The following is a 26980-nucleotide window of genomic DNA, read 5'->3' as shown; positions in this document are numbered from 1 at the left end:
GCCCGGGCGCTCGGCGCGCCCGGGGAGCCTCGCGAGCCCGCACGGGAAAACGGGGACCTCGCGCTCGACGGCCCGCGCCGGTCGGGTCCCGGCACCCCAGCGCGGGGCACCCGGCGTGGGGATGGCCGCCCCGACCATGCCGCGCCTTCCGCGCCTTCCGCGCGCGCCCGCGCGGGGACACCTCCGACCGCGCGCAGGTACCCGCTTTCCGTCGCAGGCGCCTCGCGCGCACGCGCGGGAACCGCCCGCGCGGGAACACCGCGGCCTCCTCCGTCGTTACCTGAGGTGATCGTCCTTCGTCCCGCGACCCCGTCCGGTCGCCTCGCGCACGACCTCCGCACCACGGGCCACGCGTCCACAGCACCCGGCCACCGGGGCTTGCGGCCCGCCCGGCGCGCGCTCGGCGCGCCCCATCCGGCACGCACGGCGGCCCTCGGCGGCCATAAGGAGGGACATGACCCGGGCCACACGACGTAACCGCGATGCGGTGCCCCCGCCGGCGGTCGGCGGCGTAGGCTTGCCCACGGGGACCCTCGCGCCTGACCGCGCCGACCGCGTGCCGCACCCGCGCCCCCACGGCGATCCCGGCCTCCGGCTCCCGGCACGAGCCCGGGACCACCGCAGCCTGGCCGGTACCGCCGGCACCACTGCCACAGTCTCTTACCTGGTGATATGAGCCTTTCAGGACTTCTCGCGGTCGTCGCCGACGACCCGGCACTCAACTCCGCGATCCACACCGCACGCGGCGGCCACGACCCCCGCCTGGACCTCGTGGCGCCGCCGTCGCTGCGGCCGTTCCTGATCGCCGCGCTGGCCGCCGACGCCCCCGTGGGCGCCGGCCGCCCGGTGCTGGCCATCACCGCCACCGAGCGCGAGGCCGGCGACCTCTCCGAGGCGCTGGGCTGCCTGCTGCCCGCCGACTCCGTGGCCCTGTTCCCGGCGTGGGAGACCCTGCCGCACGAACGCCTCTCGCCGCGCTCCGACACCGTCGGCCAGCGGCTGGCCGTGCTGCGCCGCCTGGCCCACCCCGACCCCGCCGACCCGCTGACCGCGCCGCTGCGCGTGGTGGTGGCCCCCATCCGCAGCGTGCTGCAACCGCTGGTGGGCGGCCTGGGCGACCTCACCCCCGTGCGGGTGCGCCAGGGCGACGAGGTCGCCCTGGAGGACGTCGTGCGCGCGCTGGTCGAGGCCGGCTACGCCCGCGTCGACCTGGTCGAGAAGCGCGGCGACGTCGCGGTGCGCGGCGGCATCCTCGACGTCTTCCCGCCCACCGAGGAGCACCCGCTGCGGCTGGAGTTCTGGGGCGACCAGGTCGAGGAGATCCGCTACTTCCAGGTCGCCGACCAGCGCTCCATCGGCGAGGGCGGCCAGGCCGAGGCCGCCTCGGGGCTGTTCGCGCCGCCCTGCCGCGAACTCCTGCTCACCGACGCCGTGCGCGAGCGCGCCCGCCGGCTGGCCGAGGAGCACCCCGCGCTGGCCGAGGTGCTCGACAAGCTCGCCGACGGCGTCACCGTCGAGGGCATGGAGGCGTTCGCGCCCGCGCTGGCCGATCGCATGGAGTCGCTGTTCACCTACCTGCCCGAGGGCGCCCACATCGTGGGCTGCGACCCCGAGCGCATCCGCACCCGCGCCGTGGAGCTTGAGGCCACCAGTCGCGAGTTCCTGGACGCCTCGTGGATCAACGCCGCCTCCGGCGGCGAGGCACCCATCGACCTCGGCGGGTCGGCCTACAAGTCCATCGCCGAGGTCCGCTCCGACGCCGCCGGACTGGGCCTGCCGTGGTGGTCGGTCTCGCCGTTCGAGGCCGGACCCGGCGCCGGCCGGGGCGCCGACGACGACACCGACGCCCCCGACGAACCCGGCCTGGAGCTGGGCGCCTCGGCCGCCGAGGCGTACCGGGGCGACACCGAGCGCGCGCTCGCCGACGTCAAGTCCTGGCTGCACGACAGTTGGCGCGTGGTGCTGCTGACCCCGGGCCACGGCCCCGCCGAGCGGCTGGTCGCCATGCTGCGCGACGCCGGGCTGGGCGCCCAACTGCGCGGCGACGTCGACACCCCGCCCGACCCCGCCGTCGCCACGGTCACCACCGGGCTGATCGAGCACGGGTTCGTGTGGCGCTCGGTGCGCCTGGTCGTGCTCACCGAGACCGACCTGGCCGGGCAGAAGTCCTCCACGCGCGACATGCGCAAGATGCCGAGCCGGCGGCGCGGCACCGTGGACCCGCTCCAGCTCAAGTCCGGCGACTACGTCGTGCACGAGCAGCACGGCGTGGGCCGCTACATCGAGATGGTCAGCCGCAACATCCAGGGCGCCACCCGCGACTACCTGGTCATCGAGTACGCCGCCACCAAGCGCGGCCAGCCCGGCGACCGCCTGTTCGTGCCCACCGACCAACTCGACGAGGTCACCCGCTACGTCGGCGGCGAGGCCCCCACGCTGTCGAAGATGGGCGGCGCCGACTGGTCCAAGGCCAAGAGCCGCGCCCGCAAGGTCGTCCGCGAGATCGCCGGCGACCTCATCCGGCTGTACTCCGCGCGCCAGGCGTCGCCCGGCCACGCGTTCGCGCCCGACACGCCCTGGCAGCGCGAACTGGAGGACGCGTTCCCCTACGTCGAGACCCCCGACCAGCTCGCCGCGATCGAGGAGGTCAAGCGCGACATGGAGAAGCCGATCCCCATGGACCGGCTGATCTGCGGCGACGTCGGGTACGGCAAGACCGAGGTCGCGGTCCGCGCGGCGTTCAAGGCGGTGCAGGACGGCAAGCAGGTGGCGGTGCTGGTGCCCACCACGCTGCTGGTGCAGCAGCACATGTCCACCTTCACCGAGCGCTACGCGTCCTTCCCGGTGAGCGTGAAGCCGATGTCGCGGTTCCAGACCGACGGCGAGGTCGAGGCCACCCGCGAGGGGCTTCGGCGCGGCGAGATCGACATCGTGATCGGCACCCACCGGCTGCTCTCCAGCGAGACCAAGTTCAAGAACCTGGGTCTGGTGATCATCGACGAGGAGCAGCGGTTCGGCGTCGAGCACAAGGAGGCGCTGAAGCGGCTGCGCACCCAGGTCGACGTGCTGGCGATGTCGGCCACGCCGATCCCGCGCACGCTGGAGATGGGCCTCACCGGCATCCGCGAGATGACCACCATCCTCACCCCGCCCGAGGAGCGCCACCCGGTGCTCACGTTCGTGGGGCCCTACGAGGAGAAGCAGATCGCGGCGGCCATCCGGCGCGAGCTGATGCGCGAGGGCCAGGTGTTCTTCGTGCACAACCGGGTCGCCTCGATCGACCGGGTGGCGGCGTCGCTGAGCCGCCTGGTGCCCGAGGCCCGCGTCGCCTTCGCCCACGGGCAGATGAACGAGCAGCAGCTCGAACGGGTGATGATCGACTTCTGGGAGAAGAACTACGACGTGCTGGTCTCCACCACGATCGTGGAGTCCGGGCTGGACGTGCCCAACGCCAACACGCTGATCGTGGACCGCGCCGACACCTACGGGCTGTCCCAACTGCACCAGTTGCGCGGCCGGGTCGGGCGCGGGCGCGAACGCGCCTACGCCTACTTCCTGTACCCGCCGGAGAAGCCGCTGACCGAGACCGCCCACGAGCGGCTGGCCACGGTCGCCCAGCACACCGAGACCGGCGCGGGCATGTACGTGGCCATGAAGGACCTGGAGATCCGGGGCGCGGGCAACATCCTGGGCGCCGAGCAGTCGGGCAGCATCGCCGGGGTCGGGTTCGACCTGTACGTGCGCATGGTCGGCGAGGCGGTGCGCGAACTGAAGGGCGACCCCACGGCGGGCGAGGAGGCCGAGACCAGGGTCGAACTGCCCATCGACGCCCACATCCCGCACGACTACGTGCCGGGCGAGCGGCTGCGGCTCCAGGCGTACAAGCGGATCGCCGGGGTCACCAGCGAGGCCGACATCGCGGCCGCGCGCGAGGAACTGGTCGACCGCTACGGCCCGCCGCCGCAGCCGGTGGACAACCTGCTGGCGGTCGCCCGGTTCCGGGTGCTGGCCAAGAGCGCCGGGCTGACGGACGTGGTGCTCCAGGGCACCCAGATCCGCTTCGCCCCGGCGGAACTGCGGGAGTCCCAGCAGTTGCGGCTGCGCCGCCTCTACCCCAAGTCGGTCTACAAGGAGCCCGCCCGCACCCTGCTGGTCCCGGTCCCCAAGTCCGGCGGCCTGGGCGGCCGCCAACTCCGCGACCTGGAACTGCTCAAGTGGTGCACCGACCTGGTGGAGGCGCTGTTCGAGCCGTCCCGCCAGAAGTCGGGCGCGTCGGCGTAGGGCGGCGCGTAGGTAGATGTGCGGCTGGGGGCCACTCTCGTAGGGAGGGTGGCCCCCAGCCGTGTCCCATCCCCGCGCACGCGGGGAGCACTTCAGCAGGTCGGCCATCTCGGCCATCTGCGCGGGACCATCCCCGCGCACGCGGGGAGCACCCTTCCAGCGGCCCCCACGCCTCGGAGAAGGCTGGGCCATCCCCGCGCGTGCGGGGAGCACTCTTGTTGACCTGGGACGATACCGGGCGGAAGGGCGGTTTTTCGTCGGTTTGGGGAAATGGCTCCTGAGGGTGGCCTTCCCAATCTTCCGCAAGGGGCGATCCGGTTTCCGCTGAGGCGGCCACGGCGGCGTTCGGGGCCGTTATCCACAGGGCGCGCGGGTTTTCCGCTTCTTGGAGCCTTGCTGACCTGCATAAACATCCAATAGGCGTTTTCCCTGCGCGGGTCATGCGCCGCCGCGTCCAATACGACTACCCTTAGTGCTCGTCAATGTACTAACCGTGGTAGTCGCTGAAAGGAGCGGAGCCCGCATGGACACCGCCGCCGGACCGGACCTCAAGGATGTCGCGGCCACGTTGCGTCGCCGGTGGCGACTCGTGGTCGCGTTCGTGGTGGGCGGGCTGCTGCTCGCCGCGCTGGCGCTGCTGGTCGCGCCGCGCACCTACACCGCCACCACCGCCGTGCACGTGCGCCCCTCCGGGATCCCCGAGGTCACCGGGGAGCAGTCCGGGCGCACCAACGGCGAGATCAACCTCGACACCGAGGCGCAGATCGTGTCCTCGGCGCGCGTCGCCGACGACGCCGCCGGGCGGCTCGGGGGCGTGGACCCGGTCGAACTCCGCCGCCAGGTCGAGGTCAGCGTCCCGCCCAACAGCAGCGTCCTGGAGATCGCCTTCTCGGCCTCCACTCCCGACGCCGCCCGCGACGGCTCCGCCGCGTTCGCCGACGCCTACCTCGACTACCGCGCCGCGCAGGTCCAGAACCAGATCGGCGACCGCGTCGCCGCCCTGCAAAGCGAGATCGACTCCCGCTACGCCGAACTGGACGAACTCGCATCCGCAGCGGACACCGGCGGCACCCAGCAGGCCCGCGTGACCGCCGTGCAGAACGAGATCGCCCAGTTGAGCACGGACGTCGCCCCGCTGAACACGCTGCGCGCCTCGGTCGAGCCCGCGGAGGTGATCTCCCCCGCCGTCGCGCCGCGCTCCGCCGAGTCGCCGATGCCGCTGCTGTGGTTGGCCGCCGGCGCCGCGCTCGGCCTGGCCGCCGGGGTCGCCGCCGCCTACCGCGCCGACCGGGGCGCCGGCCGCCTGCACACCGCGCGCGACATCGCCCGCACCACCGGCCTGCCGACCCTGCTGGACCTCTCCGACTCCCGCCGCGCCGTGCGCACCGGGCCGACCGGCCGCGCCGGGTCCACCCCGGCCGCGCCGGGCAGCGGCCGCACCGGACACGTCGAGACCATCGAGAACGCCCACCCGGCGCTCTACGACGGCCCGGCCGCCCAGCGCGCCAACGAGGTCGCCCACGCTCTTTCGGCGCGCCTCTTCCCCGCCGACCGCCAGGAAGGCGCGGTCGTGCTGGTCGCCGGCGTGTCGCCGGGCCGGGCCGCCACCACGGCGGCCGTGGGCGTGGCGGCGGCGCTCGCCCGCATCGGCGCCGACGTGCTGCTGGTGTGCGCCGACCCCGCCGACCGCGAACCCGCCCACCACCTGGGCCTGCCCGCCGACCAGCGCGGGCTCGCCGAGGTGCTGGCCGAGGGCGCCGACCCCGCGCGGCTGGAGCAGCAGGCGAGCGCCGTGCCGGGGCTGCGCGTCCTGCGCTACGGCGAGGCCGAGGCCGTGCACCTGCTCCAGCGCCCCGACATGGTCGGGCTGCTGGGCCGGCTGCGCCACCACGCGCGGTTCGTCGTCGTGGCCGCCGCGCCCACCTCCGAGCGCGCCGACGCCCACGCCTGGGCGTCCTCGGCCGACCTCGTGCTGCCCGCCGTCGACCTCGGCCGCACCCGGGCCGAGGACCTCCGCGACACGGTCGACGCCCTGGGCTCGCTGGGCGGCGTCGTGGCCGGGGCGATCGCGGTGCCCTCGCCCGCCGCCCGGATCGGCGGGGCATCGGCCGCCGCCCGCGCCGCCGTGCAGCGGGGGCGGCTGCGCACCGTCAAGCGCGTGGACCGGCCGCGCTCGGTCCAGGTCGGGCCGGAGACCCCGGCGCCGGCCGCCGAGGCGCCCGCGCCGAGCGCTCCCGCCGCTGCCGCCACCGCCGACCCCGAGGAGCCCGCCGAAGCCGACCGCCCGGTCCAGGCCGACGGCGCGGTCGAGTCCGGCACCGCCGAGGCGGCGGCCGACGACAACACCGCTGCGACGGCCGACATGTACGGCACCGCCGAGACGGCCGAGAGCGCGGACGCCACCGCCGAGACCGCCGACATGTACAGCACCGCTGCGGCGACCGGCGTGAACGCCGCCACCGAGACGGCCGAGGGTGCGGAGTCCGCCGAGGCCGGCACCGCGCAGCCCGCCGCCGCCGAGACCGACACCACCGCCAGCACCGAGGGCGCCCAGACCGCCGAGATCACCGACGGCGCGGACGCTGTCGCCCCGGCCGAGCCTGCCGACCCGGCCGACGGTACCGCCGCCTCGGCCGAGCCTGCCGGCGGTACCACCGCCTCCGACGACGCCGCGAGCGGCACCGCCGACAACGCCGCAGCGTCCACCGGCACCGGCGCCCGGTCCGGCACCGCCGCCAAGTCCGGCACAGGTTCCGCCCGCTCCGCCAAGAAGCCGGCCAAGAAGTCCGGCGGCAAGCGCGGCGGCTCCGCCGCGACCACCGGCACCTCCGCCAACGGCACCTCTGCCGCCGGCACCTCCGCCAACGACGCCTCTGCCAACGGCGCGTCCGCCAACGACGCCTCTGCCGCCGACGCCTCGACCACCGCCGAAGCCGACCTCACACTGCGCCGCTGATGACCACCGCCGCCACCCCGCCCGCGCACGGGCTGCCCGGACTACCCGGACTGCCTGGTCCACCCGGTCGACCCGGCCAACCTGGTCCACCCAGTCGGCCCGGACCGCCCGGTCCCTACGGTCCACGCGCGCGGGCGGGCGCCGTCCTGCCGGCGCGGCGCGGCGGCGCCGCGCGCGCCCGGTCGGGCGGGCCGCCGCCCGCCTGGCCGCTGCACTGGCTGCTCATCGGGTACCCGCTGTGGTGGGTGCTCGGCCTGGGCCAGTTCGCGTTCTGGATCTTCGCCGTGCCCATGGCCGTCGAACTCCTCCGCCGCCACCGCGCCACCGGGCTGCGGCTGCCGCCCGGCTTCACCCTGTGGGGCCTCTTCCTGGTGTGGGGCGTGGTGGGGCTCGCCCTCATCGGCACCAGCCCCGCCGGCACCGTGCCCGGCAGCGGCAGCCTCCTCGGCGCGCTCGTGCGGCTCGGCGGGTACCTCGCGCTGACCGTCGTCATGCTCTACGTCGGCAACCTCAGCCGCCGCGAACTCCCCGACCTCGCCGTCGCCCGCTCGCTGGGCTGGCTGTGCCTGGCCACCGTCGCGGGCGGCATGCTCGGGCTGCTGGCACCGGAGTGGGAGTTCACCGCGCCCACCGAGCGGCTGCTGCCCGCCGGGCTGGCCGCCGACGCCTACGTGCAGGACCTCCTGCACCCGGCATCGGCCCAGATCATGGACGTCCTGGGGTATGAGACCGCCCGGCCCAAGGCGCCCTGGGAGTACACCAACACCTGGGGCAACATGCTGTCGCTGCTGGTGCCGTGGCTGGTGGTCGGCTGGCTGGCGCGCGGCCCGCGCCCCGCCGCCGGCCCCGTCGCCGGCGCCGCCCGGCCGGGGTCGTGGTGGCGGCCCCTGGTGGCCGGCGCGGCCCTGGCCGTGTCCCTCGCGCCGATCGTGTACTCGCTCAACCGCGCGCTGTGGGCGGGCCTGGTCCTCACCGTGGGCCTGGTGCTGGTGCTGCTGGTGCGCGCCGGCCGGACCCTGGCGGTGGGCGCCGTCGTCCTCGGCGCCACCGCCGCGCTCGCCCTGGCCCTGATGTCGCCGCTGGTGGACATCGTGCTGGAGCGCATGGACCGCCCGCACAGCGACGACGGCCGCGCCGCCACCAGCGTGGCCGCCGTCGAGGCGGCCAACGCCTCCCCCGTCCTGGGCTGGGGCACCACCCGCGACATGGCCGGCAGCTCGGAGTCCATCGCCGTCGGCCCCTCCCCCGAGTGCCCCGGCTGCGGCAACCACACCATCGGCAACAACGGCCAACTCTGGCTGCTGCTGGTCGCCAACGGCTGGGTGGGCACCGCCCTGTTCCTCGCGTTCTTCGGCTACACGGCCTGGCGCCACCGCCGCGACACCACCCCCGTGGGCGCGGCCGCGCTCCTCACCGTCCTCCTGCTGTTCTGGTACATGTTCTTCTACGTCGCGCTGACCGGCCCGCTGGCCGTCACGATGATCGCGGTGGCGCTGCTGTGGCGGCGCGGCACCCGCCCCCTCCCGCCGGCCCCGCCCACAGCCGGGGCCTCCCCCGCCGGCACGGTCCCCCCGAAGGCACCGGAGCCCGACGCGAGGGGTGGGACATGACCGGCGACACCGACTACCTGACCGGACTGGCCGAGGTCCTGTGGCCCTGCGGCGGCATGCTCGGCCGGGGTGAGCCCGCCGCCGGGCGCAGCGGGTCCAGCCCCGCCCGGGGCGGCCGCGACAGCCGGGTCTACCTGCCGGTGCCCTCGGCGCACAACCCCCGGGTCATCCTGCCGGTGACCAACCGCTACGCCGCCGCGCGCGGGATCGCGGCGTTCGCCCAGCGGCACTCCTTCCGCGAACGCGTGCGCGCCACCGTGCTGACCACCGCGTTCGCCTGCGGGGTGGCGCCGCTGCTGCTGCGCGACCGGCTGCACGTGGGCGCGGGCCGCACCATCGAGCACGCGTTGTCGGCCGCCCTGGACCGCACCGTGGTCATCGCCATCCACATCGGCCCGCCGCGCGCCAACCGCAAGCCCGTCCTGCTGCTGCTCACCCCCGCCGGGCGCGCCATCGGCTACGCCAAGCTCGGCGTCAACGACCTCACCAGCCGCCTGGTCCGCGCCGAGACCGAGGCGCTGGGCCTGCTGGCCGAGTCCCGCCTACCCGACATCACCGTCCCCCGGCTGCTGTACGCAGGGGAGTGGAACGGCCGCCCGCTGCTGGTCCAGGACGCACTGCCGGTGGGCGACCAGACCGACCGCCCCACTCGGCGCCAACTGCTGCGCTGCGTGCTCCAGATCTCCGCGCTGGAGCCCATCGAGGTGGCGCCGCTGGCGGGCAGCGCCTACCGCGCCCGGCTGGCCGCCCGCATCACCGCCCTGGGCGCCCGCCCCGAGGCCGAGCCGCTGCGGGCCTGCCTGGACCGCCTGCCCGAGGTCCGCATCCCCTTCGGCGCCTGGCACGGCGACCTCACCCGCTGGAACGTCGCCTGCACCCCGCGCCGGGCGTTCGTGTGGGACTGGGAGCGCCTGGCCTTCGGCGTGCCGCTGGGGTTCGACGCCCTGCACTACGAACTGAACGAGTGCGTGCAGATCGGGGTGCACGCGGGCGTGCACCGGTGGCTGGACACCGGCGCGCGGCTGCTGCGCGACCCTCTGATGAGCGGGGCCGGGCTGCCCTCGGGCGCGGTGGCCACGGTCATGGCGCTCTACCTCATCGACCTCGCCACCCGCTACCTCCAGGACCGCCAGGCCGAGGCCGGCGCGCGGCTCGCGGCCGTCGACGACTGGCTGCTGCCGGCGCTGGCGGGCCTGCGCGACCGCGCCGAGTACGAGTGCCGGGAGGCCGCCGGATGACCCCGCCCCGCACCACCGGGCCGCCCCGGCGCGCGCCCGCGCCGCCCCGCTGAGGCGCCGGCGGCCCCGCCGCCGCCCGCCCCGCGCCGTTCGCTCCACCGCTCCCGCTGATCGGACAAGGAAAACCGCCCATGAGCGCGAACCCCACCGCCCGGCCCGCCGTGCCCCCCGCGGTCAAGGAGGCCGTCCGCTCGGTGTCCCACGCCTTCGGCCAGGCCACCAGCGGCATCCGCTCGCTGCCCACCTTCCTCATCGTCGGCGCCCAGCGCTGCGGCACCACCTCGCTGTTCCGCGCCCTGGTCCAGCACCCGCAGGTCATGGGCCCGGCGCTGCGCAAGGGCGTGCACTACTTCGACACCCAGTACGCCCGGGGCCTGGACTTCTACCGGGGGCACTTCCCGCCCCGGGTGTTCACCCGCCCCTGCCGGGGCCGGCCGCGCGTGGAGGTCGGCGAGTCCAGCCCCTACTACCTGTTCCACCCCCTGGCCGCCGAGCGCCTGGCCCGCGACCTGCCGGGGGTGAAGGTCATCGTGATGCTGCGCGACCCGGTCGAGCGCGCCTACTCCGCCCACAGCCACGAACTGGCGCGCGGGTTCGAGACCGAGCCGTTCGAGCGCGCGCTGGAGCTGGAGGAGGAGCGGCTGCGCGGCGAGGAGGACCGGCTGCGCCGCGACCCCACCGCCTACTCCCACTCCCACCAGCACCACGCCTACCTGGCGCGCGGGCGCTACGCCGAGCAGCTCCGCCGGCTGGAGAAGCTGGTGGGGCGCGACCGCATGCACGTCATCGACAGCGAGGCGTTCTTCACCGCGCCGGCCCCCGCGTTCGCCGCCGTGGAGCACTTCCTGGGCATCGGCCACCACGACCGCGTCCGGTTCGGCCGGCACAACGCCCGCCCGCGCTCCGCCATGCCCGCAAGCCTGCGCGCCCGGCTCAGCGACCACTTCGCCGAGGCCGACCGCGAACTCGCCGACTGGTGGGGCCGCACCCCCGCGTGGCGGACGTGAGCCCGGCCCACCGGGGCGGCCCCGAGATGCGCCGCGTGGCCCGCGGCGGGGTGGTGAACATGGCCGGCGCCGTCACGGCGGCGGTCGTCAACCTCGGCGTGGTCGTCGCCGTCACCCGGGGGTTCTCCGCCGAGACCGCCGGCCTGCTGTTCTCGGCCACCTCGGTGTTCCTGGTGGCCTCGGCGGCGGCCAACCTGGGCACCACCAGCGGCCTGGTGTACTTCCTGGCGCGGCTGCGCACGGCGGGGGCGGCCGCGGCGGTCCCCCGGGTGCTGCGGACCGCCCTGGCCCCGGCCACCGGGGCGGCGGTGCTGCTGGGCGCGCTGCTGTTCGCGTTCGCCGGGGAGCTGGCCGAACTGCTGTCGGACCCGGCGGCCGGCGTCTACCTGCGGCTGCTGGCGGTGTTCCTGCCGTTCGCGGTCATCACCGACGCCGCGCTGGCCGCCACCCGCGCCTACCACGACCACGCCCCCACCGTGCTGCTGGAGAAGCTGGGCCGCCCGCTGGCCCAACTGGCGCTGGTGTGCGGGGTGGCGGTGACAGGCTGGGCGGGCCTGCTCGCGGTGGCCTGGGCCGGCCCCTACCTGCCGGTGGCGGTGCTGGCGTGGTGGTGGATGCGCCGCATCACCGGCGCGCCGCGCGCCAAGGCGCCCCCGTGCACCCCGCGGCGCGCGCCCGCCCCGGAGCCGGCGGTGTCGCCGCGGGCCTTCTGGGCGTTCGCGCTGCCGCGCTCGGTGGCCGGCATCGCCCAACTGGGCATCCAGCGCCTGGGCATCGTGTTCGTCGCCGCCCTCCAGGGCGCCGCCGAGGCGGCGCTCTTCACCGCCGCGACCCGGTTCATGGTCGCCGGGCAGTTCGCCGCCCAGGCGCTCCAGTTCGCCGCCGAGGCGCGGCTGGCCGAACTCCTGGCCGTGGACGACCGGGCCGGCGCCAACCGCCTCTACCGCGCCGGCACGGCCTGGCAGATCTGCCTGACCTGGCCGATGTTCCTCCCCGCCCTCGCCTACGCCCCCCTGCTGATGGCGCTGTTCGGGTCCGGCTACACCGCCGGCGCCCCGGTGCTCGTGGTCATCGCGCTGGCCCAACTGGCGTCGGCGGCGCTGGGCATGGGCGACCTCGTGCTGACGATGACCGGGCGGACCCGGTGGAACCTGGTCAACAACGTGCTGGCGCTGGCCGCCGACCTCGTGCTGTGCGCCGTGCTCATCCCCGTACTGGGCACGGTCGGCGCGGCGCTGGCGTGGGCCGCCGCCATCACGGTGCGCAAGGTGCTGCCGCTGGCGCAACTGCTGCGCTCCCACGGGCTGCACCCGTTCGACCGGCGCTGGTTCATCGCCGCCGGCGTGTGCCTGGGGTGGTTCGGGGCGCTGCCGGCGCTGTGCGCGGCGCTGCTGGGCACCACCGGGCTGTCGCTGGCCGCCGCGCTGGCCATGGGCACCGCCGGGTACCTGGCGACGCTGTGGCGGCTGCGGGGGCCGCTCGAACTCGACGGTCTGGTGTCGCGCCGCCGGCGGGCGCGGGCGCCCGAGGCGGTGGAGGCGGGCGCGGGCTGATCCGCTGACGTGGGGCCGGGCCGGCACGCTCCGGCCGGGCCGCGCCGCTCCACCGGCGACCACGGCACGGACATTACCGTTAGCTATTAAGCAATCACCATAAGTTATGGGATGATGCCGCCATGCCTACCGCTCCAGTCCTCCTCGTCGCGTCGAGCGGGGGCCACCTCGCCCAACTGTGGGCCCTGCGCCCGTGGTGGCGGGAGCACCGCCGGATCTGGGTCACCTTCCCCACGCCCGACGCCCTGCACCTGCTCGCCGGCGAGGACGTCCGGCACGCTCACCACCCCACCACCCGCAACCTCCCCAACCTGGCGCGCAACACCCTGCTGGCGGTGCGCACCCTGGCCGGCACCCGCCCGGCCGCCGTCGTCACCACCGGCGCGGGCGTGGCGCTGCCGTTCTTCGTCCTGGCCTGGCTGCTGCGGATCCCCACCGTCTACGTCGAGGTCTACGACCGCATCGACACCCCCACCCTGACCACCCGGCTCTGCCGGCCCTTCACCCGGCTGCACCTCGCCCAGTGGGAGGAGCAGCGGGCCTTCCTGCCGACCGCCATCACCGTGGGACCGCTGCTGTGACCGACCGCCGCGCCGACTCCGGCGCCGCCCTCACCGACCCCGCCGACGTCCGCCCGCTGGTGCTGGTGGCGGTGGGCACCGACCACCACCCGTTCACCCGGCTGATCGACTGGGCCGACACCTACGCCGCCGACCGCCCCGAGGTCCGGGTGCTGGTGCAGCACGGCGCCACGCCCGCGCCCGCCACCGCCGAGGGGGTCGGCCTCATCGACCGCGACCGGCTCGGCGCGGCCATGCGCGCGGCCGCCGCCGTGGTCTCCCACGGCGGCCCCGCCACCATCAGCGAGGCGCGCGCGGCCGGCCACCTGCCGATCGCCGTGGCGCGCGACCCCGAACTCGGCGAGCACGTCGACGACCACCAGATCCGGTTCGTCGCCCGGCTCGACTCCGCGCGGATGGTGCGCGCCTGCTCCAGCTACCAGCAGTTCGCCGCCACCGTCGACAAGGCACTGGCCCAGCCCGCCGACTTCCGCGTGGTCGAGGAGCCCGGCGAAGGCCCCGAGGCCGTGGCCCTGCGCGCCGGCCGGCTGATCGACCTGCTCATCGGCACCGCCCGCGCCGACCGGCCCGGTCCCGCGGCGCCCCCGCCCGGCGATCCCGACCCCTCCGCGTGGCCCGAGGTCACGGTCGTGGTGCCCACCCGCGACCGCCCCGACCTGCTGCGCCGCACCCTCGACCACATCGCCGCCCAGGACTACCCCGGCACCGTGCGCACCCTGGTCGTCTACGACCAGGAGGAGCCCGACCCCGCCCTGGAGCGCGCCGACGCCGCCCGCCCCGTGGGCGTGCTGCGCAACACCGGCCGCCCCGGGCTGGCCGGCGCCCGCAACACCGGGGTCCTGGCGGCCCGCAGCGACCTGGTGGCCTTCTGCGACGACGACGACACCTGGCTGCCGGGCAAGCTGCGCGCCCAGGTCGAGGTCATGCGCGCCGAGCCCGGCACCGAACTCGTGTGCTGCGGCATCCGGGTTGTCTACGGCCGCCGGGAGGCCGAGCGGGTGCTCGACCGCACCCGCGTGGAGTTCGCCGACCTGCTGCGCTCGCGGCTGACCGAACTCCACCCCTCCACGTTCCTGCTGCGGCGCGCCGCGCTGGTCGAGGGCGCCGGCGGCGTCAACGAGGAGATCCCCGGCAGCTACGCCGAGGACTACGAACTGCTGCTGCGGATGGCCCGGCGCGCCCCCGTGCGCAACGTCCCCGCCGCGCACGTGCGCGTGCTCTGGCACGCCCGGTCCCACTTCGGCGGCCGGTGGCAGACCATCTCGGCGGCGCTGCGCTGGCTGCTGACCGCCTACCCGGAGTTCCGGCTGGTGCCGCGCGGGTTCGCCCGGGTGGCCGGGCAGATCGCGTTCGCCGAGGCCGCCGCGGGCCGGCGCGCCGCCGCGCTGGAGTGGGCGGTGGCCGCCCTGCGCGCCCACCCGGGCGAGGCCCGCGCCTACCTGGCGGCGGCGGTGGGCTGCGGCCTGCCCGCCGGCGCGGTGCTGCGCGCCCTGCACCGCCGCGGCCGGGGGCTGTAGCCGCGCCGCGCGCCCACGTCCGATGGTGGGGGACGCGGCGGGCGGCGCGCGCCTTCCGAGCGGGCGGCGGCCGCGCGGCGGCCGGCCGGGCCGTGCCCGCTCGACTGCCGCACGGCCGCCTCCGGTGCGCCGCGCGGGCGGGCTACTCCCGCAGCCCGCGCTCGCTGAGCCGCTCGGCGTGGCGCCGCGCCTCCTCGGCCAGCGCCAGGGCGTCCTCGATCGCCTCGCGCGCCCGCTCGGGCACGTTGACGTAGGGGTGCCGGGCGGCCTTGCTGTAGCCGTGGGCGGCGTGCGCGTCGCGCAGCACCCGGAAGTCGCAGGTGGGCGCGGTCATCCCGTCCCACAGCTTGACCGCCCGCACCCGCTCGTACTCGCGCAGGGTCTCGGGGATCGCGGCGTACCACTCGGCGGTGGCCCGGGGGTCGCGCAGCGGCACCGTGCCCATCTCGCCGATCATCACCGGCTTGTCGGGGTCGATCCCGTGCTTCTCGCCCTCGGTCTGGATCCACTCGTAGGTGGGGCGCAGCGCGTCCTCGAAGGAGTCCACGTGCTCCCAGTGGGGCTGGAGTTCGCACCCGGTCATGTTGTACGCCTCCCAACTGATCCAGTCGACGTAGGCGTTGCCGGGCCACAGGCCGGGCAGGCGGTCGAGGTTCTGGGGCCAGCCGGTGACGTTCCAGACGAAGATCGCGTTGTCGGCGCCGTTGGCGCGGTAGAGGTCCACGATGTGCCGCCAGGCCGCCACGAACTCCTCGGGCGTGCCCCGGGTGTTGTAGCGCTTCTTGGCGTCGGCCTCGTGGTCGAAGGTGACGAAGAACGGCTGGCCGAGGTCGGCGATGTTGTGGGCCTGGGCGGTCAGGGAGTCGTCGAACTCGCCCTCGATGATCTGCCGGTAGCTGAGCGCCGGGTGGCCGGGTTCCTCGAACCGCCGGGCCTCGATGTTGGCGTGCAGCATCCGGCCCTCGCGGGTCAGCGCGACCTCGCTGGCGGTGGGGATGTCGTGCTGGTCGATCCCGTGCCAGGTGTAGACGATGTCCATCGGGCGGCCGGTGGTCTTCTCCAGCGGCCGGGGGTCGCCCCGCCAGGGGCTGGCCCCCCACCACACCGCGCACGTGGGCTCCATGATGGCGCTCACCGTGCAGCGGGGGTCGTCGGGCGAGGGGCTGGTCGAGGGACTGGGCGAGGCGCTGGGTGCCGTGCCGGGTGACGGCGACGCCGGTGCGGGGTCGCCGCCCGAGGGCGCGACCGAGGGCTCCGCGCCGGAGGGCGCGGCCGAGGGCTGCGCGCCCGGCGCGGGCTCGGCTGCGGGCGAGGGGCCGGCCGCCGCAGGGGACGCCGAGGCGCTGGGCGACTCCGGCGCTGCGGCGCCGCCCGGGGCCGGCGCGCTCGCCGACGGCGAGGACGAGGGCGAGGCGGCGGGCGAGGATCCGGTACCCGCCGACGCGGCCGGCGACGGCCCGGCCGAGGACGCGGTGGTGGTGGCGGGTGAGGGCGTGCCGCCGTACTCGCTGACGGCGCCGTCGGGGCCGGCCGACGCGTAGGAGGTGGCCCCCGCCGACGCCGACCCGGTGGCCACCGGACCGGTGTCGTAGCCGGTGGAGGCGCCCTCGGGCCCCGCCGACGCGTGGCCGGCGGCGGGCCGGGGTTCGCCGTCCATGAACCGCGCCGCAGTGTGGCCCACGGCCACGGGCGCGCAGGCCACCGCCATCAGGGTCACCGCGACCGCCGCACCCCCGCGGCGCCCCGGCGTGAACTGCTCCAGCAGCCGCGCCGCGCGCCGGGTGGCGCGGTGGCCGTGGTCGGACCTGTGGGCTCCCCCGGAATCACGCATGCACAATTAGTTACCACACAACCACGTACAGCAACACAAGCCGCTGTTTTTCGGGCGCGTCGCAATGGCGACAAGTCCGACACCGCCCGCGCCGGCCCTTCCGCGCGCTCCTCCCCCGTCCGCCGCCCGCCCGCCGGCCCCGGCGGCGCCCCTACCCGCGCCACCGCGCTCGACCGAGCCCCGCCCGCGCCCACCCGCGCGCTCAGTACCCGAACCGGCCCCGGGTCGCGCACGTCAGCGCCGACACCGCCGCGCGGTTCAGCGGCGCCAGCCCGGCCCGCCACGACACGTCGGCGCACACCCGCACCGCGCCGGTGCGGAAGCGCATCGGGTTGCCCGACACCGTGTGGCCGGGCGACAGGTGCGCGGTGCCGTCGGCCGCCACCGGCAGCGCGTCGCCGCGGTGTCCGGCGAACGCCGCGATGTGCCGGAACTCGGCCACCGGGTCGGCCACGAAGTCCTCGTAGCGCACCCGCCGCGTGGGCACGCCCTCCCGCGTCAGCCGGGCCAGGATCTCGTTCTGCGCCGTCCACTGGACGGCGGCCCGCCCCGCCGAGTAGCGCGCCATCTCCTGCTCGGCGCTGGCGGGGGTGGCCTCAGGCCGGGGCACCCGCTTGGCCCAGGCGTGGGCCACCGCGCGGGGGTCGCGCAGCACGTGCAGCAGCCGCAGGCCGCGCCCGTAGCGGTGGCGCAGGCACGCGGCGAGCGAGGCGTGCTTGCTGGAGTCCACGACCACCCGGCAGCCGCTGACGCGGGCCACGGCCGCGTAGAGCCGGTCGTAGAGGTCGGTGTAGCGGACCACCCGCTCGGCCAGCGCCGCCGGGGGCCGGCCGCGCAGCAGCGCGGGGACGTAGCGGGTGCGGTCCACCGAGTCCTTGAGCGCCAGGACCTCGCGGGCGTCCACCCGCTCCCAGCCGCCGAAGGCCGCGCGGCCCACGGCGGCCCAGAAGCCGCATTCGGCGAACGGCGCGCCGCAGCCGCACGGCTCGCCGTCGAGGAGCGCCCGGCGCCACAGGTGCACGACCTCGCCGACCGAGCACACGCCGGGCAACTCGCCCAGCAGCCGCTCGATCAGGGTCGAGCCGGAGCGCCCCATGCCGCCGACGAACAGCAGTTGAAAGTCCTCCACACCGGCACACTAGTACGCCGTGTGCCGGTGCGGTCACGCTGCGGCGCGAACGGCCGCGAGGACTTCCGTGGCGGGCGGCGCCTAGTCGGCGTGCACGATCATGCCGGCGCCGACGGTGGCGTTGGTGCCCTCGTCGATGAGGATGAACCCGCCGGTGAGCCGGTTCTCCTTGTACTCGTCGGCGAACAGCGGCTGCGTCGAGCGCAGGCTCACCCGGCCGATCTCGTTGAGGGAGAGGTCGGCGGCGTCCTCGTCGCGGTGCAGCGTGTTGACGTCGAGCCGGTAGAGCAGATCGCGCACCATCACCTTGGCGGTGCGGGTGGTGTGCTTGATCAGCAGCCGCGAGCGCGGGGTCAGCTTGCGGGACTCCGACATCCAGCACACCATCGCGTCGATGTCCTGGGACACCTCGGGCTGGTTGTTGGGCCGGCACAGCATGTCGCCGCGCGAGATGTCGATCTCGTCCTCAAGCAGCATGGTCACGGACATGGGCGGGAAAGCCTCGTCCAGCTCGCCGTCGGGGGTGAGGATCTTGGCCACCCGGGTGGTCAGCCCCGAGGGCAGGTGCATGATCTCGTCGCCGCGCTTGAACACCCCGCCGGCGACCTGCCCGGCGTAGCCGCGGTAGTCGTGGAGTTCGGGGTCGGCCGCGCGGTGCGGGCGGATCACGTACTGCACCGGGAACCGCGCGTCGATGAGGTTGCGGTCGGAGGCGATGTGCACGTGCTCCAGGTGGTGCAGCAGCGAGGGGCCGTCGTACCAGGGCATGTTGATGGAGCGGTCCACGACGTTGTCGCCGTTGAGCGCCGACATCGGGATGAAGGTGAGGTCGCTGACGTCGAGCTTGGTGGCGAACGCCGAGAACTCCTGCTTGATCTCCTCGAACCGCTCCTGGGAGTAGTCCACGAGGTCCATCTTGTTGACCGCCAGCACCAGGTGCGGCACCTGGAGCAGCGTGGTCAGGAACGCGTGGCGGCGGCTCTGCTCCTGGAGGCCCTTGCGGGCGTCGACCAGGATGATCGCGAGGTCGGAGGTGGAGGCCCCGGTGACCATGTTGCGGGTGTACTGGATGTGGCCGGGGGTGTCGGCGATGATGAAGGTCCGCCGCGGCGTCGCGAAGTAGCGGTAGGCCACGTCGATGGTGATGCCCTGCTCGCGCTCGGCGCGCAGGCCGTCGGTGAGCAGCGCGAGGTTGGTCTGCTCCTCGCCGCGGCCCCGGCTGGTGCGCTCGACCGCGTCGAGCTGGTCCTCGAAGATCGACTTGGAGTCGAAGAGGAGCCGGCCGATCAGGGTGCTCTTGCCGTCGTCGACCGACCCGGCCGTGGCGAACCGCAGGATGTCTGTACTCATGTGCACACGTTCCAAAGGGGTGGGGTCAGGGCCGGGGTCTAGAAGTAGCCCTCGCGCTTGCGGTCTTCCATGGCCGCCTCGCTGGAGCGGTCGTCGGCGCGGGTCTGGCCGCGCTCGGTGATCCGCGTCGCGGCGATCTCGGCCATGATCTCGTCCAGCTCCACCGCGCTGGAGCGCACGGCACCGGTGCAGGTCATGTCGCCGACGGTGCGGTAGCGGACGGTCGCCTCGAACAGCTCCTCGTCCTCGCCCCGGGTGATGAAGGGGTTGTCGGAGAGCAGGATGCCGTCGCGCTCGAAGACCTGGCGCTTGTGGGAGAAGTAGATGGAGGGGAGGTCCAGCTTCTCCCGCGCGATGTAGCCCCACACGTCCAGCTCGGTCCAGTTGGACAGCGGGAACACGCGGATGTGCTCGCCCATGTTGATGCGGGTGTTGTACACGTTCCACAGCTCGGGCCGCTGGGCCTTGGGGTCCCACTGGCCGAACTCGTCGCGGAAGGAGAACACGCGCTCCTTGGCGCGGGCCTTCTCCTCGTCGCGGCGGGCGCCGCCGAACGCGGCGTCGAACCGGTGGGTCTCGATGGCCTCCAGCAGGGCGGCGGTCTGGAGCCGGTTGCGGCTGGCCCAGCGGCCGGTGGGCTCCACGACCTTGCCCGCGTCGATCTGCTCCTGCACCGAGGCCACGATCAGCTCGACGCCGGCCTCGGCCACCCGGCGGTCGCGGAACTCCATGACCTCGGGGAAGTTGTGCCCGGTGTCGACGTGCATGACCGGGAAGGGGATCGCCCCCGGCCAGAACGCCTTCTCGGCGAGCCGCAGCATGACGATGGAGTCCTTGCCGCCGGAGAACAGCAGGACCGGCCGCTCGAACTCGGCGGCCACCTCGCGCATGATGAAGATCGCCTCGGCCTCGAGGAAGTCCAACTGGGAGAGCTGGTATCTGCCGCGCGGCGCCGTATTGGCCTGACTCATGAACCCGCCTAACGCTTTGTTGCCGCACGCGTGGGGCGCGGATGGTGGAGTGGCTGCACTCATCCCGCGGCGTGCGGGTCCGCGCTGTCGCGCTCGGCGACGCCGCGGATACTCGCCAACAACATATTCGACAATTCGGGACGGCAGACAAGGATATCCGGCAGGGAGGGGTTGGTCCGGTTGTAGCGCAGCTCACTGCCGTCGATGCGGGAGGTGTGCAGCCCCGCCGCGCGGGCGACCGCGACCGGTGCCGCGCTGTCCCATTCGTACTGCCCGCCGGCGTGCACGTAGATATCGGCGATGCCCAGCAGCACGGCGCAGATCTTGGCGCCGGCCGATCCCATGGGCACGATCTCGGCGCCCAATTGGGTGGCCAGGCGCTGCACGAACTCCGGCGGCCGGGTGCGGCTGGTGGTGATGCGCAGCCGCTGCTCGGTGGGCCGCTCCGGCGGCAGCCACGGCGGGTCGACGGTGGAGACGGTGCTGCCCTGGGCGGGCAGCGCCACCGCGCCGGCCGCGAGTTCGCCGTTCTCCCACAGGGCCACGTGGACGGCCCAGTCGGTGCGGCCGGACTCGGAGAACTCCCGGGTGCCGTCGAGCGGGTCGATGATCCACACCCGCCGGGCGCTCAGCCGCGCCTTGTCGTCGATGCCCTCCTCGGAGAGGACGGCGTCGCTGGGGCGCAGCCGGCCCAGCGCCGAGAAGAGGAACTCGTGCGACGTGCGGTCGCCGAGGGTGCGCAATACCTCGGGCTCGTCGAACCCCTGCCGGGCTCGGAGCCGCAGCAACTGCTGCCCCGCCTCGGTCGCCAGGTCCCGCGCCACTTCGTGATCGTTTCGGATGCTGCTCACCGGCCTTAGTACGCTCCCGCTCCGCGGACAACTGCCGACCATGTCTTCCACAGGATCTGGACGTCCAGGGTCAACGACCAGTTTTCCACGTATCGCAGGTCCAGACGGACGGATTCCTCCCAGGAGAGGTCCGACCGGCCGCTGACCTGCCACAGCCCTGTCATGCCCGGCTTGACCACCAGGCGCCTGCGCACGTCGCGGCCGTACCGCGCCACCTCGTCGGGCAGCGGGGGCCGCGGGCCCACAAGCGACATGTCGCCCCGCAGCACGTTGATCAACTGCGGAAGCTCGTCCAGAGAGTACCGGCGCAGCCAGCCGCCGAACGAGGTGACCCGTGGGTCGCGACGCATCTTGAACAGTACGCCGTCGTGGTCGTTGGCGAGGACGAGCCCTCCCTTGAGGGCCTCCGCCTCGACCACCATGGTACGGAACTTGTAGAGCGTGAACTCGACGCCGTCCTTGCCCACCCGCGTCTGGCGGAACAGCGCCGGTCCGGGGTCGCTCAGCCGCACGCCCAGCGCCAGCGCGAGGAAGAACGGGCCCAGCAGCACCAGTGCCAGCGCGGCGGCCGCCCGGTCGAACAGCCCTTTGACCACGCGGCGGGCGCCCACCAGCTCGGGGTGCTCCACGTGCAGCAGCGGCAGCCCCGCCACCGCGCGGATGGTGGTGCGCGGGCCGGCGACGTCCATCAGCGCGGGCGCCACGGTGAGGTCGGTGCCGCTCTTCTCCAGCCGCCAGGCCAGGCGGCGCAGCTCCACCCCGTCCATCTCCGGGCAGGACAGCACCGCGACGGTGTCGGCGCCGGCCGCCGCGGCGGCGTCGGCGGCGGTCGAGAAGTCGCCCAGCACGGGGCAGTCGTCGACCTCGCCGGCGGCGGCGTGGACCTGGTGCGGGGGCAGGCACACGCCGGTCACGCGCATGCCGTGGTAGGGCTCGCGGCGGAACTGCCGGATGAGGTCGCGGACCTGTTCGAGGTAGCCCACGGCCACCACCCCGCGCATGCACCGCCCCAGGCGGCGCAGCCGGTGCAGCCGCTTGCGCCAGGCGTAGCGCAGGACCAGGCAGGTCGCCACGACCGTGGGCAGCGCCAGCAGGACGTAGCCGCGCGCGACGTCGACCTTGAGGGCGTAGGCGGTGACCCCCACGGCCGCCGTCAGCACCAGCCCGGCGCGCAGCACGCGGCGGAACTCCTCGGTGCCCTGCCCGACGAACCGGCGCGCGTAGCCCCCCGACACCGCCACGACCAGCACCCACAACGGGGGCAGCGCCAGCGACAGCAGCGCGTACCAGGGGCCGCCGGCGGCCAGCGGGCTGCCGAACCGGGCCTGGAGGGCGAAGGCACCCGCCCCGGCGCCCGCCGCCAGATCGATCCACAGCAGCCCCCGCACGTAGGACCGAATCCACCGGGGCTCGGTGCGCGGGACGGGCGGTCTGGCGACCGGCGGCGGCGCGGCTGTCGTGACACGATCGATGACGACCATGAATCCCCACCCTTGGCACGTTTCCCCTGTGGTCGCGCGGACGGCGGGCCGCCCGCCCCGAGGCGCGGGACGGCGGCGCGGCCGTGCTTCCGCACACGGCGGCACGCGGGCGGGTGCCCGCGCGCGGCGACAAGGGGTACGGAACGCGAACTGACGTGGAAACTCTAGCTAAACGTGGTCACATAGTCGCGTGCCGTGACGGATTGCAGCCGGAAAAAGACCGAAGGCGTTACCGATTGAAAATCTCCGCAATGGGGGCGCCGCGGACAGGGGAAACGCCCCCGCCCCGGGGCCGCGCACGCGCGGCTCAGGCGGAGGCGTGGAAGGTGTTCTGCGCCTTCTCCAGGCCGTCGGTAAGCACGGTCTCCACGGCGTCGGCGGCGCGCTCCAGCACCACGCCCAAATCCTTGCGCTCGGTGGTGGAGAAGTCCTTGAGGACGTAGGCGGCGGCGTCCATGCGGCCGGGCGGGCGACCCACCCCCACGCGCACGCGCAGGTAGTCGGGACCGCCCAGCGAGGAGGTGAGGGAGCGCAGCCCGTTGTGCCCGCCGGCGCCGCCGCCGCGCTTGAGCCGCAGCGCGGCGAAGGGGATGTCCAGTTCGTCGTGGACGACGAGGATCCGCTCCAGCGGGATTCTGTAGAACCGGCTCAGCGCCGACACCGGCCCGCCGGAGAGGTTCATGTAGGAGCGGGGCTTGGCCAGCACCGCCGGCACGCCCGCGATGCGGGTCTCGGCGGTCTCGGCGCGGGACTTGTGCGCCTTGAAGCGGGCGCCGCCGCGCTCGGCGAGGACGTCGGCGACCATGAACCCGACGTTGTGCCGGTTCCCGGCGTAGGTCGGCCCGGGGTTGCCCAGGCCCACGACCAGCCAGCGCTCGGCCTCCACGGCCGCCTCCTCACCGGTTCGCCCACCTGCGGGCGCGGCCTGGACCGCGCCCGCAGACGCCGATGCGCGGCCCGCCCGCGCCCAGCGCAGCAGACCACGCATCGGTTCCGCCTGTTCGTGTCGCGCGGGTGCGCCCCGCGTGGAAGTGCCCTACTCGGCGGACTCCGCCGGGGCGGCCTCGCCGGACTCCGCGGCCTCGGCCGCGGGCTCGCCCTCGGCCTCGGTCTCGGCGGTCTCGCCGGTCTCCTCGGCCAGCTCCTCGTCGGTGCGCTCGGCGGCGACGGTGGCGACGATGGACTCGGGGTCGGTGACCAGCTCGACGCCGGAGGGGAGCTTGAGGTCGCCGGCGGTGATCTGCGCGCCGACCTCCAGGCCCTCGATGTCGTGGTCGACGCCCTCGGGGATGTGGGTGGCCTCGGCCAGGACCTCGACGGTCACCAGCTCCTGAGTCAGGACGCCGCCCGCGGCGATGTCGCCGGTGAGGTTCACCGAGACCTCGACGCTGACCTTCTCGCCCTTCTTGACGACCAGCAGGTCGACGTGCTCAAGGAAGCCCTTGATGGGGTCGCGCTGGACGCTCTTGGGCAGGGCGAGGTTGTCGGCCCCGGGGATGCCGTCCACGCGCAGCAGGACGTTGGGGGTCTTCAGCGCGAGCATGAGGTCATGCCCGGGCAGGGTGATGTGGCGAGGCTCGGTGCCGTGGCCGTAGAGGACGGCCGGCACCTTACCCGCGCGGCGGACGCGCCGTGCGGCGCCCTTGCCGAACTCCGTGCGCGGCTCGGCAGCGATGCGTACCTCGGACACGACAAAACTCCTCGGGATCGTCCCCGTGCGGCACGGGGAACACGACTTCTGCTGAAACGGCTCCCGCGTAAGACGGCCGCGTATCCGGGGCCGTCGTCGGCCGTAGCCTGCGAAGGCGGGCCGGTGGGCGACCGCCCGGGCCGGACACCGTCCGTGCTGGCGCGCGCCGTGCGGCGCCGCCGCGCGGAGCGGTGGGACCACGATCCCCAACGCGTCCCAGCGGGAGCTGGGGACACTCAATCCAGTCTACTGCCTTGCCCGACGACTCCGGACACACCGGGAGGCGGCCCCGAGGGGCCGCGTCCCGGTCGCGCGGGCGGTCAGGTCTCGAACAGGCTGGTGACCGAGCCGTCGCTGAAGACCTCGCTGATGGCGCGCGCGATGAGCGGCGCGATGGAGAGCTGGGTCAGCTTGTCGAACTGGCGGTCCTTGGGCACCGGCAGCGAGTTGGTGATGACCACCTCGGAGATGCGGGAGTTCTGGAGCCGCTCGGCGGCCGGGCCGGAGAGCACGCCGTGGGTGGCGGCCGCGATGACCTCGCGGGCGCCCTGCTCGAACAGGGCGTCGGCGGCCTTCACGATGGTGCCGGCGGTGTCGATCATGTCGTCGACCAGCACGCAGGTGCGCCCGCGCACCTGGCCGACGACCTCGTGCACCTTGACCTCGTTGGCGACGTCGGGGTCGCGCCGCTTGTGGATGATGGCCAGCGGGGTGCCCATGCGGTCGGCCCAGCGGTCGGCGGTGCGGACCCGGCCGCTGTCGGGCGAGACGATGGTGGCCTCGGAGATGTCGACGCGGGACTGGACGTAGTCGGCCAGCAGCGGCAGCGCGAAGAGGTGGTCCACCGGGCCGTCGAAGAAGCCCTGGATCTGGTCGGTGTGCAGGTCGACCGACATCAGCCGGTTGGCGCCCGCGGTGCGGAACAGGTCGGTCATCAGCCGCGCCGAGATCGGCTCGCGGCCGCGGTGCTTCTTGTCCTGGCGGGCGTAGCCCAGGAACGGGGTCACCACGGTGATGCGCTTGGCCGAAGCGCGCTTGAGCGCGTCGACCATGATGAGCTGCTCCATGATCGACTCGTTGATGGGGTCGGAGTGGCACTGGAGCACGAAGGCGTCGCAGCCGCGCACTGACTCCAGGTACCGCACGAAGATCTCGCCGTTGGCGAAGTCCTGGAACCTCGTCGGCGCGACCTCGATGCCGAGCTGGTCGGCCACCTGCTCCGCCAACTCCGGGTGGGTACGCCCGGAGAACAGCATCAACTTCTTCTGACCCGCGGCCTTCATGCCGGTCACTTTACTTTAGCCCCCCACAACACAGACGCGATTGTCATGAATCTTCGCCGCGGCGCTCGGCGGTGTTCTCCGCCCGTTCGGCGGCCTCGGCCGCCGGGGTCCCCGGGCGCTTGCGCCGCACCCAGCCCTCTATGTTGCGCTGGCTCCCGGCCGAGACCGCGAGGGCGCCGGGCGGGACGTCTTCGCGCACCACGGTCCCCGCGCCGGTGTAGGCGCCGTCGCCGATGTTCACGGGCGCGACAAAGGTGTTGTCGCTGCCGGTGCGGGCGTGGTCGCCCACGGTGGTGCGGTGCTTGTCGACGCCGTCGTAGTTGACGAACACCGAGGAGGCGCCGATGTTGGCGCCCACCCCGATGGTGGCGTCGCCGACGTAGGTCAGGTGCGGGACCTTGGAGCCCTCGCCGATCCGGGAGTTCTTGACCTCGACGAAGGTGCCGATCTTGGCGCGGGGGCCGATCGAGGCGCCGGGCCGCAGGTAGGCGTAGGGGCCGACGTTGGCACCGGCGGCGATCTCGGCGTCGTCGGCGACCACGTGGCGCACCGTGGCCTCGGCGCCGACGCGGGTGTCGGTGAGCTGGGTGCAGGGGCCGATCAGGGCGCCCTCGTCGATGGCGGTGCGCCCGCGCAGTTGGGTCTGGGGCTCCACGACGGTGTCGCGGCCGATGCGGACCTCGGCGTCGACCCAGGTGGTGGCGGGGTCCACCACGGTGACGCCGGCGCGCATGTGCTCGGTGAGCAGGCGGTCGTTGAGCATGCGGCGCGCCTCGGCGAGCTGCACGCGGTCGTTGACGCCCTGGATCTCGGTCCACTCGCGCGCCAGGGCGGCGCCGACCCGGTGGCCGTCGCCGCGCAGGATCGCCACGGCGTCGGTGATGTACTCCTCGCCCTTGGCGTTGTCGGTGGACAGCCGCTGGACGACGGAGGTCAGCAGCTCGCCGTCGAAGGCGTACATGCCGGAGTTGATCTCGTCCAGCTCGCGCTGCTCGGGGGTGGCGTCGGCGTGCTCGACGATGGCGGTGAACGCGCCGGAGGGGTCGCGGACCACGCGGCCGTAGCCGGCGGGGTCGGGCACCCGCGCCGAGAGCACGGTGACGGCGTTGCCGGCGGACTCGTGGGCCTCGACCAGGTCGGCCAGGGTGCGCCCGCGCAGCAGCGGGGTGTCGCCGTAGGCCAGCACGACGGTGCCGCTCAGGGCCACGCCCTCGGCGGCCAGGGACTCCACGGCCATGCGCACGGCGTGGCCGGTGCCGTTCTGCTCGTCCTGGACGGCCGTGCCCACGCCCGGGGCGGTGTCCTTGAGGTGCTGGACGACCTGCTCGCGGGCGTGACCCACGACGACCACGGTGCGCTGGGGGTCGAGTTCGCCGGCGGCGGCCAGCACGTGGCCGAGCATGCTGCGGCCGCAGATCTCGTGCAGCACCTTGGGCAGCCGGGACTTCATTCGGGTGCCCTCACCCGCCGCTAGGACGATGACGGCAGCCGGACGGCTCACGCTCACTGGCGGAGACTCCTTGGGTCGCTGGCGGATGCGATGTCAAGATCCCCGCCCGCCGCGCGGGGCGCGGGCCGGGGCGGGACGCGGCGTTCGGCGGGGGTTCCCCGCGGGGTCGACGCGACGTGTCTGCGTGGCTGACGGCGCCTG

Annotated in this window: 19 protein-coding genes; 9 read left to right on the top strand and 10 right to left on the bottom strand. The window is 74.4% G+C overall.

From position 1 onward, the window contains the following. Nucleotides 1-672: 672 nt before the first annotated feature. The 8 genes from mfd to LG943_RS08790 all read left to right on the top strand — a co-directional run bounded on the left by mfd (nucleotide 673) and on the right by LG943_RS08790 (nucleotide 14743). Nucleotides 673-4281 carry a transcription-repair coupling factor gene (gene mfd, locus LG943_RS08825; protein ID WP_270071715.1) on the top strand — a complete coding sequence of 1203 codons (3609 nt, stop codon included), beginning with the start codon at nucleotides 673-675 and terminating at the stop codon, nucleotides 4279-4281. A gap of 523 nt (nucleotides 4282-4804) precedes the next feature. Then, nucleotides 4805-7237 (top strand): Wzz/FepE/Etk N-terminal domain-containing protein, encoded by a 2433-nt coding sequence (locus LG943_RS08820; RefSeq protein ID WP_270071714.1) that lies wholly within the window; start codon nucleotides 4805-4807, stop codon nucleotides 7235-7237. After that, nucleotides 7237-8847 (top strand): ligase, encoded by a 1611-nt coding sequence (locus LG943_RS08815; RefSeq protein ID WP_270071713.1) that lies wholly within the window; start codon nucleotides 7237-7239, stop codon nucleotides 8845-8847. The genes LG943_RS08820 and LG943_RS08815 overlap by 1 nt, the downstream gene beginning before the upstream one ends. Then, a complete protein-coding gene (locus LG943_RS08810) occupies nucleotides 8844-10085 on the top strand; it encodes an aminoglycoside phosphotransferase (RefSeq protein WP_270071712.1) in 1242 nt (413 codons plus the stop codon). The genes LG943_RS08815 and LG943_RS08810 overlap by 4 nt, the downstream gene beginning before the upstream one ends. Before the next feature lie 131 nt (nucleotides 10086-10216). Then, nucleotides 10217-11092, top strand: a complete 876-nt coding sequence (locus tag LG943_RS08805) for a sulfotransferase domain-containing protein (RefSeq protein WP_270071711.1) — start codon at nucleotides 10217-10219, stop codon at nucleotides 11090-11092. Further along, nucleotides 11080-12645: an oligosaccharide flippase family protein gene (locus tag LG943_RS08800; protein ID WP_333486342.1), complete on the top strand. Its 1566-nt coding sequence runs from the start codon at nucleotides 11080-11082 to the stop codon at nucleotides 12643-12645. The genes LG943_RS08805 and LG943_RS08800 overlap by 13 nt, the downstream gene beginning before the upstream one ends. Before the next feature lie 122 nt (nucleotides 12646-12767). After that, complete coding sequence (locus tag LG943_RS08795; protein WP_270071710.1) at nucleotides 12768-13226, top strand: glycosyltransferase family 28 protein; 459 nt, start codon at nucleotides 12768-12770, stop codon at nucleotides 13224-13226. Continuing rightward, a complete protein-coding gene (locus LG943_RS08790) occupies nucleotides 13223-14743 on the top strand; it encodes a glycosyltransferase (protein WP_270071709.1) in 1521 nt (506 codons plus the stop codon). The genes LG943_RS08795 and LG943_RS08790 overlap by 4 nt, the downstream gene beginning before the upstream one ends. 142 nt (nucleotides 14744-14885) lie before the next feature. Here LG943_RS08790 and LG943_RS08785 read toward each other — a convergent pair whose 3' ends face one another. Next, nucleotides 14886-15866, bottom strand: coding sequence for a glycoside hydrolase family 26 protein (locus LG943_RS08785; protein ID WP_270071708.1), 981 nt, complete (start codon nucleotides 15864-15866; stop codon nucleotides 14886-14888). Here LG943_RS08785 and LG943_RS08780 point away from each other — a divergent pair. Then, the gene (locus LG943_RS08780) at nucleotides 15856-16284 is read left to right on the top strand and encodes a hypothetical protein (RefSeq protein ID WP_270071707.1); all 429 of its coding nucleotides are present in this window, start codon (nucleotides 15856-15858) and stop codon (nucleotides 16282-16284) included. The two genes, LG943_RS08785 and LG943_RS08780, sit on opposite strands and share 11 nt — an antisense overlap. A gap of 492 nt (nucleotides 16285-16776) precedes the next feature. Here the strand turns inward: LG943_RS08780 and LG943_RS08775 are convergent, their stop codons facing one another. The 9 genes from LG943_RS08775 to glmU all read right to left on the bottom strand — a co-directional run bounded on the left by LG943_RS08775 (nucleotide 16777) and on the right by glmU (nucleotide 26836). Beyond that, nucleotides 16777-17670: a sulfotransferase gene (locus LG943_RS08775; protein WP_333486344.1), complete on the bottom strand. Its 894-nt coding sequence runs from the start codon at nucleotides 17668-17670 to the stop codon at nucleotides 16777-16779. 114 nt (nucleotides 17671-17784) lie between these two features. Next, entirely contained in the window at nucleotides 17785-19053 is a 1269-nt protein-coding gene (gene cysN / locus LG943_RS08770; RefSeq protein ID WP_270071706.1) for a sulfate adenylyltransferase subunit CysN, read from the bottom strand. 38 nt (nucleotides 19054-19091) lie between these two features. Further along, entirely contained in the window at nucleotides 19092-20024 is a 933-nt protein-coding gene (gene cysD / locus LG943_RS08765; protein WP_270071705.1) for a sulfate adenylyltransferase subunit CysD, read from the bottom strand. Nucleotides 20025-20083: 59 nt separating this feature from the next. Beyond that, on the bottom strand, nucleotides 20084-20875 hold the full coding sequence (locus LG943_RS08760) for a 3'(2'),5'-bisphosphate nucleotidase CysQ (RefSeq protein ID WP_270071704.1): 792 nt from the start codon (nucleotides 20873-20875) through the stop codon (nucleotides 20084-20086). Between the two features lie 5 nt (nucleotides 20876-20880). Then, nucleotides 20881-22356: a sugar transferase gene (locus LG943_RS08755; RefSeq protein ID WP_270071703.1), complete on the bottom strand. Its 1476-nt coding sequence runs from the start codon at nucleotides 22354-22356 to the stop codon at nucleotides 20881-20883. 307 nt (nucleotides 22357-22663) lie between these two features. Further along, nucleotides 22664-23242: an aminoacyl-tRNA hydrolase gene (gene pth, locus LG943_RS08750; RefSeq protein ID WP_270071702.1), complete on the bottom strand. Its 579-nt coding sequence runs from the start codon at nucleotides 23240-23242 to the stop codon at nucleotides 22664-22666. Nucleotides 23243-23392: 150 nt separating this feature from the next. Beyond that, entirely contained in the window at nucleotides 23393-24046 is a 654-nt protein-coding gene (locus tag LG943_RS08745; protein WP_270071701.1) for a 50S ribosomal protein L25/general stress protein Ctc, read from the bottom strand. Between the two features lie 320 nt (nucleotides 24047-24366). Continuing rightward, nucleotides 24367-25338: a ribose-phosphate diphosphokinase gene (locus LG943_RS08740; protein WP_270071700.1), complete on the bottom strand. Its 972-nt coding sequence runs from the start codon at nucleotides 25336-25338 to the stop codon at nucleotides 24367-24369. Between the two features lie 34 nt (nucleotides 25339-25372). After that, nucleotides 25373-26836 carry a bifunctional UDP-N-acetylglucosamine diphosphorylase/glucosamine-1-phosphate N-acetyltransferase GlmU gene (gene glmU, locus LG943_RS08735; RefSeq protein WP_270071699.1) on the bottom strand — a complete coding sequence of 488 codons (1464 nt, stop codon included), beginning with the start codon at nucleotides 26834-26836 and terminating at the stop codon, nucleotides 25373-25375. Between the last annotated feature and the right edge of the window lie 144 nt (nucleotides 26837-26980).

The organism is Streptomonospora mangrovi, assembly GCF_027604915.1.
In the GTDB taxonomy this organism is placed as follows: domain Bacteria; phylum Actinomycetota; class Actinomycetes; order Streptosporangiales; family Streptosporangiaceae; genus Streptomonospora; species Streptomonospora mangrovi.
The sequence above is the reverse complement of the archived record's forward strand: the minus strand, read 5'-3'. Positions and strand labels throughout refer to the sequence as shown.